We start from the raw sequence: 14,765 nt of genomic DNA, 5'->3' as shown, positions 1-14,765 counted from the left end.
CTAGGAGGTAATCTAATGTCTTTATTTGTAAATACTAATGTGTCGTCAATAAACGCTCAACGTCAGCTTTTTGACGTAAGTGATAAATTGAACACGTCATTTGAGAGATTGTCATCTGGGTTTCGTATCAACAGTGCGGCTGATGATGCTGCTGGTCTTCAAATTTCTGACCGTCTAACGTCTCAAGTTGAAGGATTAAACCAAGCTGTTCGTAATGCGAACGATGCTATCTCATTATCACAAACTGCTGAAGGAGCGCTTAGCGAAGTAACATCTAGCTTACAACGTATTCGCCAATTAGCAGTTCAATCACAAAACGGTATTAACTCTTCAGCTGACCGCTTAGCACTTCAAAAAGAAGTGTCTGCGCTTAGAACTGAAATTTCGCGCATTGCGACCGATACTCAATTCGGAAGCGTGAAACTTTTGGACGGTAACTTCTCTGCTAAATTCTTAGTAGGTGCAAATGCTGGCCAAACCATTTCTGTGAACTTATCTTCAACTAATCTTGGTTCTATCAGCGGCTTTAGTGCAACTGGGTTGGGTATTACTACCAACAGTGTTGCCACAGCAGATGGCGCGTCTGCGCTTCTATCTGATGTAGACGCTGCAATATCAGGTATTGGGGGAGTTCGAGCTGACCTGGGTGCGCTTCAAAACCGTTTCCAATCAACTATTCGTAACTTGAGCAATATCAGTGAGAACTTGTCATCTGCACGTTCTCAGATTCGTGATACAGATTTTGCATCTGAAACGGCAGATCTAACACGTAATCAGATTATTCAGCAGGCATCTATTTCTGTACTAAGTCAAGCAAACCAGCGCCCTCAAACTGCGCTATCTTTGCTTGGATAAGCTATAATTTAATACCTTAGTTGGAATGTAACGGGTGCTTGCTTATTTGCAAGGGCCCGTTTTGTCGTTTCAAAAGGGGGGTGAAATAAGTGGAAATCGTAAATAATCAAACTGGTCAGGCTTTTGCATTAGCTTCTGAATCCGCAACGGTGTCTAAAGTTGCGCCTAACGAGAGCTCAGGTAAAGCGAGCAACGACAGTGAAAATAATAGTGCTGGCCAACAGCAAGCAAATAGTAGTGGAACAAATACGGCGCTTAAAAACGGTGTATCTAGTGTACAAAATTTGGCTCAAGGTTCTGGTACGTTAGCCGATAAAGTATCAGAAGAAGAGAATCAAGCTTCGCTAGAGAACGCTGTTCAAGAAGTTGAATCATTCTTGCAAACGCAAAATAGAAACTTGGCGTTTTCTATTGATGATGAAACTAAGCGCTCGGTTGTCACGGTAAAAGATTCTGAGTCTGGTGATGTAATAAGACAAATACCCTCTGAAGAAGTATTAGCGCTTGCTGAACGTATTCAAGATTTACAGCAAGACGTAGGCGACAGTGTAGGGGTATTTATTAATAATCGCGTCTAGCAACCGTGTTTAACGAGGTAAAGTATGACAATTCAATCATTAGGTGTAGGTTCAGGTTTAGCACTTGACGACCTAGTTCAGCAGCTTCTTACCGCTGAGCGTCAGCCCAAAGAAGATCGGCTGAATGCGAAAGAAGAACAGATTGAAGCTGAAATCTCAGGGTTAGGTCAGATTAAATCCAAATTTTCTGATTTTAAAGATGCGGTAGACGATCTACGAAGCGATAACGATATCAATGGTCGTGAACCCACTATTACTAACCCTTCTGAAGATGACGATGTACTTTCTGCAGAAGCATCTAATTCAGCCCTCCGTGGTTCCTACGATATTGTAGTTGAGCAATTAGCCCAAGGCAGCCGAATTACTACCGACGATGGCGCGTTTACCGCCAGTTCAGATCCAGTACTCACATCAGGTACTGGCTCACTTACGTTTGACGTAGGCGGAAGCGACAGCTTTACCATCGATATTACTGCGGGTACCTCATTAACCGCGCTTAGAGAAAAAATTAATAACGCAGATGATAATTTCGGTGTAACTGCCAACATTATCGATACCGGCACAGCTGCCGGCCCTCGTTTAGTGTTTAGCTCTAGTGAAACGGGTACGGGCAATGATTTGGTTATCACCAATGATAATGGTAACGCCGAGTTAGATAGGCTTTCTACTACTGGTGGGGCAGGTAGCATCGACCCTGCGAATATCGAATCTGCACAAAATGCGATTGCTTATATAGACGGTATCGCGGTTGAAAGTGAATCCAATGAATTTGAAAACACCATTCAAAACGTGTCTTTTGAAGTGAATGAAATTTCGCCTAAAGACGCCGTCGGTGATTTTCTTTCGACAAAATTGGAAATTGGTTACGACAAGGAAGGCCTCGATAAAAAAATTCGTGATTTCGTAGAAAACTATAATAGTTTGATTGACGAAATAGGCCTGCTAACTAAATACGGCGAGTCAGAGTTAGAAGATGATGGCGCGTTGGCTGGAGATTCTTTATTGCGCGGAATTCAATCAGGTTTGGCCAGTATAGTTGGTGACAGTAACAGCGCATCTGCGTTGGGGGGCTTATTCCAATTAGGGATAGAATTTGATGACGATGGTAAACTAGAAATTGGCACAACCGACTATGGATTGGGTTCAGGTGAAGATCGTCTTGCAGATGCCCTTGAAGATAATTTTGATGAAATAGCATCGCTATTTACTGATGACGATGAAGGTGTTGCGGTACGGCTTTATGAATTTGCAAACCAATATACCTCTTACAGTGGCCTCATTAGTTTGCGTGAACGGTCAGCCAAAGACGATAGAGATGATTTGTACGACGAGCGAGAGACATTGGAACTAAGAATGCTTAGCTATGAAGAAATTCTTCGAGATAAGTATTTGAATCTAGACCAAACTGTTGCTCAGCTAAACCAGACTAGTTCAGCATTACTTGCTTCACTAGGCTAAGAAGTTTTCGGAGATTTTATGGCACTTAAAGGCATTAACGCTTACCGCAAAGGTAACCTAAAACAAGATATAGCGTCTGCGGATCCGCATAAGCTTACACTCATGCTGCTGCAAGGCGCGTTAGATCGAATCGCCTATGCCAAAGGTGCAATGGAAAGAAAAGATCTTATCACTAAAGCAGATTTTATCTCTAAAACAAGCGCTATCCTCATGCACTTGCGTGATACGTTAGATCTTGAAATTGGTGGTGAAGTAGCGCAGAACATGTTTAATCTATATGACTACATGATTCAGCGTTTAAATGATGCGCATGTAAATAACGACTTGAAGTTACTTGATGAAGTGTCTAGCCTATTAACACCTATTCGAGACGCGTGGGTACAAATTCCTGAAACTGCAAAGCAAGAGGCCTTTGAAGCTCAGCGTCAAAATCGTCAAGCTATGTGAACCAGGTTATTTTTAATCACGAACTCACTCCTTTATTCTTACAGGTAGTTAATGAAAAATTAGCTGCCTGTTTGGTGCCTTCTGACGCCCCAATTCCTACTGAAAATTTTAGATCTTTGGTTCAATTACGCGACCGTGTAATAAGGCGGGCGCTGAAGCAAATGGACTCCGAAGTAGAAAAAGCTTTCGCTGCTAAAGAGTTAGAGATAAATGATAAATTAGAGAAATTGGCGCGTGGTTTGCTAGATAGTGCTAAAGACGAAGCCGTTCAATATTCTCGTGGGCGGGCAGCATTAAAGAAATATAAATAATCATGCTAAACCAAATTCAGTTTCACATTGATGAAGACGAACAAAAGCAACAGAATATTGAACAAGAAGTTGCGAAATCAATTCAGCGGCGTCATCACGAAGGTGTTGAGGCTTTTAGACGTCAAATTCCCTCTTTACTAAAATTTTTCGTCAATCAAGAAGCCACGTCTTCTACGATAATGTGCAATAGATTCGGCGAGTTGAATATTGTCGACATTCAGACTGGTCAAGTACTTTATGGGATCTCACCAAAAGAAGAAGTAAGTGGGCATTTGCGTGCATATTTGAATGATAGACTTGATGTGTCTGTCGAAGAATCAGGTGTCACCACTGCTACAGATACATTGGTCGTTCTGGGGTTGGGGCTAGGTTATCACCTTGAAGAACTGATAGCGTGCCAGAAATATAAAAATATTGTCGTTTACGAACCTAATGTTGATTATTTTATTTGCTCACTTTCATCCATTAATTGGAAAGATATTCTTAGTGATGCGAAGAAAGCGGGAATTGCTTTATTTCTACAAATAGGCAGCGATGGAAGTAGTTTATATAGTGATATTAGTGAGCTACAAGAACATTTAGGTTTAACAAAATTTGCGTTATACAAGCATTTTAATAATCCAACGTTCGACCAAGTTGAAAGTGGCCTTAAAACCCTGACCTGGGATGAGTTTGAGCATTGGCGATTTAAACGCACCACACTCAATCCTATTGTTAATTATATTTCCCCTTGGACTCAAATTAAGCATCAGTTTAATTGGGATCAAAGCTTTCTTGATGAAAGCACCAAGCTGCGTAATCTTGATGCACTAAAACAGTATTTCCCCGAATTATATAAAGAGTTTTTAGCATATTCTCCGGCCGTGTGGGAGCCCATTGCACTCGCCGATGGCAGCATCAATATTTGCTATAAAGCCACTGGGGCTCTTTTCTATGGTAACGCGCCGGAAAATGAAGCCCATCACAGCTTTAAAAACTTTACTCAGCACCCTCATAAAGACAGTTTAGTGCTCGGTTATAAAGGGAAAAAGCTTCGCAATTATACCCACTATCAGTTGGTTACAGAATGCGAGAAAGTACTACAGGGCTTTGAAGAAGAGTCGGGACAGTTACCAGAAAAAGTAAAATCGACTATCTTTTTTGGTTTGGCTGCTGGGTACGATTTCGAGTATTTTGTAGAAAACTTCGATATAGAAAAATTATTTATTTGCGAACCTAATAAAGACTTCTTTTACGCGTCTTTATATAGCGTTGATTGGGCTAAAATTTTAGATTATTTCAATAAAAAAGAACGTCGTCTTTACTTAAATATTGGAGACGATGGAAGCAATCTAATTAATGATTTATTGGTTCAGTTTCAGTCTATTGGTCCCTATGTGTTGGCCAATTCATATTTTTATCAGTCTTATTATAATCAAGGGTTAGTAACCGCCGTATCTCAACTAAGAGAGCAGTTACAGGTTATTATTGCGATGGGTGACTATCTCGATAATGCAAAATATGGTCTTTCGCACACACATTCAGCGATAAAGCACCACATGCCACTGATGCGTTATAAGCCTTCGACTCATTTAGAATCTATTCACAAAGAAGTACCGGTTTTTATTGTTGGTAATGGCCCTTCGCTTGACGATCTCATTCCTTTGATTAAAGAAGAAGCTGATGCCGCAATTATTGTTTCTTGTGGAACGGCGCTTCAAACACTTTATAAACACGGTATTACGCCTCATTTTCACGCAGAAATTGAATCAAATCGGTCTACCTATGATTGGGCGATTCGTGTTAATGCGCCAGATTACTTAAAACAAATCAGTTTAATAAGCTGCAACGGAATTCATCCTGACACCTGTAACTTGTACAAAGATGTGTATTTAGCATTTAAACAAGGTGAAGCTTCAACAGTGTCTATTGCGGAACTGTACCCCAAAAAGACCTTTGGGGCTCTTGATGCCGCATACCCTACCGTCACTAATTTCGCTATGAATCTGCTGACTGAAATCGGCTTTGAGCAGTTTTATCTGTTTGGGACTGATATGGGGTTTGTAGATGAAAATTATCATCATTCGAAATCTTCAGGGTATTACAGTGAGAAAGGCAACGAACTGTACGATTACACCGCTGAAAACAATACATCTTTGATTCTGCCTGGAAATTTTAGGCCCGTGGTAAAAACGAAATATGAATTTAAAGTATCTAAATCTGTATTAGAAAATGTTTTGTCAGTGAAGAAAGCCGAAGTTTATAACCTAAATGATGGCGCGAAAATAGCGGGAACTAAACCGCTTCGCAAAGAGGACGCTATTTTAGTTTGTAGCGCTGCTCAAAGAGATGCCGCAGTTGAAGCAATGAAGCAACAGGTTTTTAAAGAGCTAGATTTTGATGACTTTGAAAAGCGATTTAACAATCGCTACGACAGTAATGTATTAATAGAAGAGCTTTCTCAATTTCATCTATTAGTACCTACAGAATTAGAGAGCAAAGAAGATTTAACAGTGCTAATAGAAGAGCAAAGGAACTTTGTGGTCAAATCTTTGCTGAACAAAAACTCTCTTCTATTCTTTTACCTAAATGGCACGTTAAATTACATTAATAGCTCACTCACTAAAGTGGCTAATTTAAGTGATGAAACACGGATGATTTCATTAAGTAGCGAACTCCTTTCTATATGGAAACGCTACTTAAAGTATATTCGTGATGGTTTTGCACATGCTCGATTCGAGCTGGATGGTATTACTAGTTTTATGGGTAAACGTAGAGAAATTTTATTAAGAAACTACTTATCCTCAAAACCTTTTAATATTGATATCGAAAGCAGTGCGCCAATTGGCCGAAATAGCACATTCATTTCTATTGTGGACGAATATAGAGACCAGAAAAACCCTGCCGCATTGTTAACCACTAACCTTGAACCTTCAAATAAAGAAGCGAATCAGAAGCGATATGTGATAGTAAGAGAAGTCGCAAAAAATATAGAGTCATTGTTTATCGAGGACGGCAATTCAGTTTACATCCCTGGAAGTTATTTAACAGAAGGGTACTCCGTGTCATGTAACGATGAAACTGGATTGAATTTTGCTGTACTTTCAATAATTAGTGGCATTAATGGTGTGGTTTTTGTTCCCAAGTTGATTTATAACGATGACGCAGCGGATACACCTTGGTTCGATAAGCGATTACTCTCACTTGAGGGGATTTATGCTTATAGTGGTTCCGACTTTTTATTACTCAGCCAACGTCGTTTGGATGAGCAGGAATTATTATTAGGTAATGGTGATAGGGTCTATTATCTCCCGCATATTAAGGTTTTAGATATTCTCGGTCGAAAAATAAATGATGAAAAATACCAGAGCATGAAACAAATATTTATTGACCGAAAAACGCGCTAAGCCAAGCACTTATGACTTTATCTACGTCCAATAGTAGCCCAGATCCAGTTAGTCAAGAAAGTGGTATAGATTTCGTTATACTTTGGGTAGACGGAGATGCGCCTGAACACCGTGCCAAAAGGCAGGCCTTTTTATCTTCTGATATAGGTTGTAATCCAGGAGATGAAGAGCAGTCGATTGATAACCTAAGATTTATACAGACAAGCGAACTGCGATATTGTCTACGTTCAATAAAGCATCATGCCCCCTGGTATAGGAAAATTTGGCTGGTAACCGATAGTCAAATACCTTCATTTTTAGAGTCCAAAAAGCTTTATAAAGATCGCATCGAGATAGTTGATCACAAAGCTATATTTTCTGGAAATGAAAAGTACCTGCCTACATTTAACACCCGCAGCATAGTATCTTTAATCGATAAAATTCCAGGGTTGAGCCAGAAATTTATATATGGCAACGATGATTTTATGCTTGGGGGCAATGTTGCGCCTGACTTTTTCTTCAAGCAAGGGCTGCCTGTAGTTTATGGTGATTGGGTCTCACACACCGCCGAAATAAAGCCAACACTATATCAGCAAGGCATGATGAATGCCGCAAAAATGCTCGGGTTCCCTTCTCACTCTTTTATAAATATAAGCCATGGGTTTCAACCTATGGATAGACAAATTATCGAAACGCTTAGGGATAAATTTCCAGCTCAATTCACAAATAACTTAGCTCACAAGTTCAGGCACCGTAGCCAATTTTTGCTTGAATCCTTACACAATCATTATTGCTACCGACATAAAAACGTTGAGACAAGCGGTACCGAACCCATGGTACATTTTAGTTTTCAGTTATGCCGAGAAGGTGAGGCTGAAAAAATTAAGTTTCTTTTTGACTTGTTTCGTCAAAACAAACGGAAAATGTTTTGTATCAACGAGTATCAATCACTTTACCCCCGTTTACCCTTTGTAAAAAGTGACTTAGAAGCGCTCTGTGGCCCGCCACTCGTGTCTGAATTAGCCCTTTAAAAAATAAAGCTTTACTGTTTACGTTTACTGCCGATAAATAAGGAGTTTACGACCTGTGGTTTATAGGTGATAAACTCATGGTCATATCAATATAAGTTTCTAAAAGTGCAGACGTTTTTGTCGTTGGGTAAACAGTAAATGACAAGTGACAACCATCAATTGAAGATTTTAATGCTCATCTCATCACCATTTCAATATTGGTGTGCGTTGGAATATTTGCATCAAATGGGACGGCGGGTCAGTATTACCGTAGTGAATGCAGCTACGTTCTGTGAAAACTCTATGCTTCAAATTGAGGCAATGCATAAGATTGCGAAACCTGAATCTGTAAAGCTACTCTCTATCCCTAAAGAAGGCAGTTTAGCTTCGCGAATTGGCGCCTATTCAGATCTTATCTCTGTATTTGCAAAAGGTGCTTTTTCGACGGTATTAATTGGCGACCTGCGACAGCTATGGATGCAAGATATTGCATGTAATATCAATGCAGATAACGTGGTATTAGTGGATGATGGCGCCGCTACGAATGTTTTTGAAAAGTTTATAATTCGACCTAGCGATTATATGCTTCCTGTTTCTATGCATTCAGACAACCCCGAGCGAAAATTGCTGGCATGGGAGCTAAAATCTTCATTGGGGATATCTCACAATCCTACGAAGTTTCGCCTTTTTTCTATATTTGAATTTAATGATAGTAAGCATTCTATTCGAAATACACTGTCGTTGCTTCGACAGCAGTTTGCACTACACGACCATAATGAAAACGTAGAGCGGCATTTCATTGGCTCGCCGGTATGTGAAAAGGGCCTGCTTGATTCGAAGCGCTATTACGACATCTTGACTCATGCTGCTAAGTCCCATGATGCAAAAACATCATTAATTTACTTTGCTCACAGAGCGGAAGATATAAAATCTAAGGCGCAGATTTTATCTGATTTGGGATACACAATAGAATTTCACGATCAGCCTTATGAATTAGCGTGTGCCTCGCAAGGTCGTATGCCTGAAAAGGTAGTAGGTTTACACTCAACAAGTTTATTTAACATGAAAATACTGTCAGGCAATGCGTGTGAGGCAATTTGTTATATGTTAAATGAAAATGAATTGGCCGCTATGGGCACACGTCATTACGGCAGTGACAGGTTTACGCTTCGAGATCATATTGAGTCTATATATGATAGGTTTGAAGAGTTTGGAATAACGACCCTTAACTTACAATAATTTTAAGGTCAGGTAATGGCAAAGAAAATAGCACTAATCACTGGGGTTACAGGGCAAGACGGCGCATATCTATCGCGCTTTTTGCTGGGTAAAGGCTACGAAGTTCACGGGTTAAGGCGACGGGCTTCATTGCCAAACTTAGATCGCGTACACGATCTTGTTCAGCCTCCCCAAGGGACTAAAAATAATTTCTATCTACACTATGGCGACATGTCTGATCCACTGTCATTGGTAAGATTACTGGCCGATATTGAACCCACAGAAGTGTATAACTTAGCCGCGCAAAGTCACGTACATGTTTCATTTAACGCTCCAGAAAATACAGCTGACGTAAATGCTATTGGTACCTTACGCCTACTAGATGCAATTAGAACCTTGAAACAGGCTGATAAAGTAAAGTTCTATCAAGCTTCAACGTCTGAGTTGTATGGCAAAATTCAAGAGCCTCGGCAAAGTGAAACTACGCCGTTTTATCCTCGCTCACCTTATGCCACTGCAAAATTATATGCTTACTGGTCTGTCGTTAATTACCGAGAGTCTTACGGGATGTTTGCCTGTAACGGCATTTTATTCAATCACGAGTCTAAGCTACGGGGTAAAACTTTTGTTACCCGTAAAATTACCTCAGCTATCGCGCGTATGATTTATGGTCTTCAAGATTGCCTATACTTAGGTAACCTAGATGCACAAAGGGACTGGGGGCATGCTAAGGATTATGTCGAAGCTCAATGGCTGATGCTTCAGCAAGATAAACCTGAAGATTATGTCATCGCGTCAGGAAGTAAAACCTCGGTAAGGCAGTTTGTTGAATTGAGTTTTGCTGAACTAGGTATCACGCTTGCTTGGCAAGGTAGTGGTGTAGATGAAATAGCGCGAATAGATACAATTGATAAAGAAAAAACGGAAACACTTTTAGGTAGCTTTATAAGTAGCCTTAATGTCGGTGATGTAGTAGTAAAAATAGATCCTTTTTATTTTCGCCCAAATGAAGTGGACGTATTGTGGGGGGATGCAAGTAAAGCGGAGCGTGAATTAGGTTGGAAACCCAAAGTCACACTGAATGAAATGGTAAATGAAATGATGACTCACGACTTATCCCTTTCAAGAGATGAAGCGATTTTAAATAAGTATAGTAATGAATAGCAACAGTGATTTTATACCAGTATCAAAGCCTTATCTCACTCAAGAAGCAAAAACCTTTGTTGTTGATTGTTTAGATTCGGGGTGGATTTCATCGAAAGGGGCTTACGTCGAGAGGTTCGAAAACGAATTTGCAGAAAAATGCGGGGCTAAGCACGCCATCAGCGTTAGCAGTGGGACGGCTGCACTTCATCTCGCGTTGCTCTGTTTAGGGATCGGATCGGAAGATGAAGTTATTGTGCCCGACCTAACGTTTGCCGCTACCGCAAATGCAGTTATTTTATGTGGCGCAACACCTGTGCTTTGTTGTGTAAATAAAGATGAGTGGACACTGGATGTTAACGACGCTGAGGCGGTGTTATCAGACAAAACTAAAGCTATTATTCCCGTACATCTATACGGGAACCCGGCACGGATGCATGAGATTAATGATTTCGCTAAACGCAACGGCTTAAGCGTTATTGAAGATTGTGCTGAGTCGCTTGGTGCTACACTAGATGGCCGTTATTTAGGTACTTTTGGTGATATGGGGTGCTATAGCTTTTTTGCGAATAAACTCCTTTCCACCGGCGAGGGAGGGATGGTGACGACAGATAGTGATGCACTCGCGCTTAAAATCAGAACGCTAAGAGATCACGGCATGAGCACCGAGAAACGATATTGGCATGATATAGCGGGATTAAACTATAGAATGACCAACATTCAAGCTGCTATTGGCGTTTCTCAGCTCAATGTGTTCGATGAATTTGCAAAAGCACGTAGTGAACAAGAAGCTCTCTACAAAAAATATCTAACGGATGTTCCTGGGGTCATTTTTAAAAGAGTTATTAAGGGGGCTATACCTGTTAATTGGCTTATGTCCTTAAGAATAGATGAAGCGTTAAGTGGAATTAGTGCAGCCGAATTACAAGGTATTTTAACGGAACACCAAATAGAGTCGCGATTGTTCTTTTACCCATTACATCAGCAACCGCCTTATTCAAATGAAAGAGCTGCGCTGAAATCTACCGATGTATTATCTTCATCTGGTTTGTCATTGCCCACTTTTGTAGGTTTGAGTTGTGAAGATATTCAAAGAGTGTGTGAAATCATCAGTACCGCAATTACCAACCGCCAACGGAGCCTTTCGAAATGACAATTTATCGCTTTTCTAAAAATGTCACCATAGGAAAACATACTATAGGGGCAGGGGAGCCTACCTATGTCATTGCAGAAGCCGGGGTGAATCACAATGGTGATATCGCGTTGGCTAAGAAACTAATAGACACAGCGGTTTCTGCAGGCGCAGATGCGGTTAAATTTCAGCTCTTTAATACTGATGCCCTTATTAAAGCTGATGTAAAAAAAGCCGCATATCAAGTTGGTAATAAAACTGATAGTCAATCACAGTATGAAATGTTGAAGGCACTGGAGATTAGTGCGGATGAATGCAAGGTGTTAGCAGAGTATGCCGCAACTAAAAGCATTGATTTTCTAGTTACGCCATTTGATGAACCTAGCCTTTCTTTTCTCGCTACGTTGGGATTGTCAGCATTAAAGATATCGTCCACTGACTTAACCAATACTCCTTTTCTTCTAGATGCCGCTAAGATAGGTGTTCCGATTATATTATCTACCGGCATGAGTGAGCAGTCAGAAGTCGATCACGCTATTTCTGCAATTCATGAAGCCTGTAAAGATGTGGTGTTACTCCAATGTACCTCCAGTTACCCTGCGCCAGAGGCTGACTTGAACCTAAGAGTTATTCGCAAATACGCGGAAGACTATGGGATTATCGCTGGTTATTCCGATCACACGGTAGGCATAGGTGCTTCGCCCTATGCAGTTGCCGCTGGAGCTTTAGTTATCGAGAAACACTTTACGCTAGATAAGACATTGCCTGGCCCTGACCACCAAGCATCGCTTTCACCCGATGAATTAATTAGCTTTATGCGTGAAATAAGGCGAGTAGATACCATGATGGGGCGCAATATAAAACGTGTGGAATTGTGTGAGCGTGAAAACAGGCTTTCACTTCAAAAGTGTTTAGTGGCGAGTTGTCATATTGAGCCAGGTGTTGCCTTTAATGAGAGTAATATTTGCGCGAAACGAACTGGTGGTGTAGGGATCCCTGCTAATTATGTCCAAAGTGTATATGGAAAATTAGCGACAAAGTTATTGAACGTAGGCGATATAGTAAATGTCTGACGTAATCACCTTGCTTGGTGCCGGAGGGCATGCTCGTTCAGTATTATCGCTACTTCGTTCAATTGATGTGCAAGTGGCGCGTATAGTCGATAGCACAGCCTTAGCGGATGAAAACGTGATGGGTATACCGGTTGTATCGGATTTGGCAAAATCTGTAGAGTCTCTAGTCCTATCAGTAGGCGATAACAAAATACGAGAAGCCATGTTTCACCAGTACCACACTCGATTGTGGAATAAGCCATTAGTACATCTGCGCGCAAGCATAGACGAAAATGCGACAGCGCAACGGGGCTCTCAAATATTTTCAGGCGCTTATGTTGGTCCTTTATGTATCGTGGGTGAAAACACGATTGTTAATACCCATGCTATTGTTGAGCATGAATCCCGAATAGGATGTCATAGCCATATTGCTGTTGGTGCTATGGTATTAGGGCGTTGTTCGCTTGGAGATAGATGCTTTGTAGGAGCTGGCGCGGTTATCCGAGAAGGTGTGCGCTTAACAGATGGTGTTATTATTGGTGCTAACGCGTTTGTGAATTGTGATATTGATGAGCCAGGACTTTACGTAGGTAGTCCAGCTAGAAAGGTGAAACCATGAACTCGGCTATTTTTGTTTCCAGCAGTTGTGTCAATAATAGCCGTATCGCGCAAAGCGTTAAAATGTTGGCTGATCAAGGTTTTACAAATATCGAACTTTCCGGGGGAACTAATTTATACCCTGAGTGGAAAGCAGAGTTAATTGCATTAAAATCTGAGCTAGGCTTAACGTATCGATGCCACAACTACTTTCCCCCTCCCAAAGAGCATTTTGTTTTGAATTTATCATCTCATGATAAATTTGAACGACGCCGTTCCATCGAGCATGTTCTCAATGTTATTGAATTATCAAATGAATTGGAGGCGTCAGTATACGGTATTCATGCAGGGTTTCGTCTGCAGCCCGACACAAACAAGTTAGGTAAAGCATTTACAAATGTTGCACTACAGCCTGAGAATGAGGCCATTGAATTGTTCGCTGCTGCATGGGAAAAAGTCAACGATAGAGCTATTGAGCACGGTGTAAAACTCTATGTGGAAAATAATGTTTTATCGGCTGCAAATCACAAGACCTTCACGCAAGGTAATCCGTTTCTAGCGACAGACAGCGTATCAATAAAAAAATTGCAAAAGGCCACAGGCGCACCATTGTTGCTTGATATTGCACACCTTAAGGTAAGCTGTAATAGCTTGGGCCTAAGTTTTGACAATGAACTTAAAACCTTGGTTGCACAATCTGACTACCTACACTTTAGTGATAATAATGGCATGGCCGATACCAATCATGGGCTGCACAAGGGGACCGAAGTATTTAAGTTGCTAGAAAGTGTCGCTCTAAACAATAAAACGATTACGCTTGAAGTTTACGATGGTAGCTTGCAAGAAAGCTACGAAAGTACAGCGGCGTTGTTGAATTCGTGATGGCTAATCATCCGCGCGTTTTAGCTGTTATTCCAGCCCGCTCTGGCTCAAAAGGGCTCAAAGACAAAAATATACTGCCATTTAATGGCAAGCCTTTATTAGCATGGAGTATAGAGGCCGCTAAGCAGTCAAAATATGTGCTAGATGCTGTCGTATCTACCGATTGTAATAAGTATGCAGAAGTGGCAAAAAAGTGGGGGGCACATGTGCCTTTTATTCGACCCAAAACACTTTCTGATGACACAGCAGGAATGATGTCAGTACTTAAACATGCAGTAGATGAGATGGCAAAAGCTAATCTATTTTATGATGTGGTTGTTTGCCTTCAACCCACATCCCCGCTTAGAACCTATGAGCACATCAATGCTGCTCTTGAGTATTTTGAACGTATTCCTAGCGAAGAAAAGTCACTAGCGTCAGTCTATCAAGTTGAGAATAAGTACCGATGGTTGCTACAAGATAATTCCGAAGGGCAACTTAGGTTCCTTGACGATAGCTTAAACCAAGGTGGATTATTTAATCGACAGAACAATGGCCGAGTTTACATGCCCAATGGCGCTATCTTCATTTACCAGGTTGATAGTTTGTTTGCACAATACCAGCCCACCACCTATTCATTTGTGATGGACGAAGTTGATTCAATTGATATTGATACGCTGGATGAATTTAATTTAGCACTTAAGCGTCAGCAGTAACTTATCCTCCAGCATAGCTAAT

The 14,765-nt window shown here is 40.9% G+C and carries 14 protein-coding genes; all 14 read left to right on the top strand.

Annotation, left to right across the window (positions count from 1 at the left end):
• Positions 1-15 precede the first annotated feature (15 nt).
• On the top strand, positions 16-855 hold the full coding sequence (locus AV939_RS10150) for a flagellin N-terminal helical domain-containing protein (RefSeq protein ID WP_057793358.1): 840 nt from the start codon (positions 16-18) through the stop codon (positions 853-855).
• An 89-nt stretch (positions 856-944) separates the two neighbouring features.
• The gene (locus tag AV939_RS10145) at positions 945-1,433 is read left to right on the top strand and encodes a flagellar protein FlaG (protein ID WP_057793356.1); all 489 of its coding nucleotides are present in this window, start codon (positions 945-947) and stop codon (positions 1,431-1,433) included.
• Between the two features lie 24 nt (positions 1,434-1,457).
• Positions 1,458-2,891, top strand: a complete 1,434-nt coding sequence (fliD, locus tag AV939_RS10140; RefSeq protein ID WP_013785133.1) for a flagellar filament capping protein FliD — start codon at positions 1,458-1,460, stop codon at positions 2,889-2,891.
• Positions 2,892-2,909: 18 nt separating this feature from the next.
• The gene (fliS, locus tag AV939_RS10135; RefSeq protein WP_013785132.1) at positions 2,910-3,338 is read left to right on the top strand and encodes a flagellar export chaperone FliS; all 429 of its coding nucleotides are present in this window, start codon (positions 2,910-2,912) and stop codon (positions 3,336-3,338) included.
• Positions 3,335-3,649, top strand: a complete 315-nt coding sequence (locus AV939_RS10130; RefSeq protein ID WP_061997618.1) for a hypothetical protein — start codon at positions 3,335-3,337, stop codon at positions 3,647-3,649. The genes fliS and AV939_RS10130 overlap by 4 nt, the downstream gene beginning before the upstream one ends.
• 200 nt (positions 3,650-3,849) lie before the next feature.
• A complete protein-coding gene (locus AV939_RS10125) occupies positions 3,850-7,035 on the top strand; it encodes a motility associated factor glycosyltransferase family protein (protein WP_158443233.1) in 3,186 nt (1,061 codons plus the stop codon).
• 11 nt (positions 7,036-7,046) lie between these two features.
• A complete protein-coding gene (locus AV939_RS10120; protein WP_057793351.1) occupies positions 7,047-8,045 on the top strand; it encodes a Stealth CR1 domain-containing protein in 999 nt (332 codons plus the stop codon).
• 138 nt (positions 8,046-8,183) lie between these two features.
• Complete coding sequence (locus tag AV939_RS10115) at positions 8,184-9,263, top strand: hypothetical protein (protein ID WP_138118079.1); 1,080 nt, start codon at positions 8,184-8,186, stop codon at positions 9,261-9,263.
• Positions 9,264-9,278: 15 nt separating this feature from the next.
• Positions 9,279-10,406, top strand: a complete 1,128-nt coding sequence (gene gmd, locus AV939_RS10110; protein ID WP_061997617.1) for a GDP-mannose 4,6-dehydratase — start codon at positions 9,279-9,281, stop codon at positions 10,404-10,406.
• Complete coding sequence (locus AV939_RS10105; protein ID WP_057793346.1) at positions 10,399-11,538, top strand: DegT/DnrJ/EryC1/StrS family aminotransferase; 1,140 nt, start codon at positions 10,399-10,401, stop codon at positions 11,536-11,538. Before gmd ends, AV939_RS10105 begins: the two co-directional genes overlap by 8 nt.
• Positions 11,535-12,590, top strand: coding sequence for an N-acetylneuraminate synthase family protein (locus tag AV939_RS10100; RefSeq protein ID WP_063457193.1), 1,056 nt, complete (start codon positions 11,535-11,537; stop codon positions 12,588-12,590). The genes AV939_RS10105 and AV939_RS10100 overlap by 4 nt, the downstream gene beginning before the upstream one ends.
• Complete coding sequence (locus tag AV939_RS10095) at positions 12,583-13,188, top strand: NeuD/PglB/VioB family sugar acetyltransferase (protein WP_057793343.1); 606 nt, start codon at positions 12,583-12,585, stop codon at positions 13,186-13,188. The genes AV939_RS10100 and AV939_RS10095 overlap by 8 nt, the downstream gene beginning before the upstream one ends.
• Positions 13,185-14,048 (top strand): sugar phosphate isomerase/epimerase family protein, encoded by an 864-nt coding sequence (locus tag AV939_RS10090; protein WP_057793341.1) that lies wholly within the window; start codon positions 13,185-13,187, stop codon positions 14,046-14,048. The genes AV939_RS10095 and AV939_RS10090 overlap by 4 nt, the downstream gene beginning before the upstream one ends.
• Positions 14,048-14,743, top strand: a complete 696-nt coding sequence (locus AV939_RS10085; RefSeq protein WP_057793339.1) for an acylneuraminate cytidylyltransferase family protein — start codon at positions 14,048-14,050, stop codon at positions 14,741-14,743. The genes AV939_RS10090 and AV939_RS10085 overlap by 1 nt, the downstream gene beginning before the upstream one ends.
• The last annotated feature ends 22 nt before the right edge of the window (positions 14,744-14,765 follow it).

It is taken from the genome of Alteromonas sp. Mac1 (assembly GCF_001562125.1).
GTDB lineage: Bacteria > Pseudomonadota > Gammaproteobacteria > Enterobacterales > Alteromonadaceae > Alteromonas > Alteromonas stellipolaris.
This window is presented reverse-complemented; position numbering and strand designations above follow the sequence as displayed.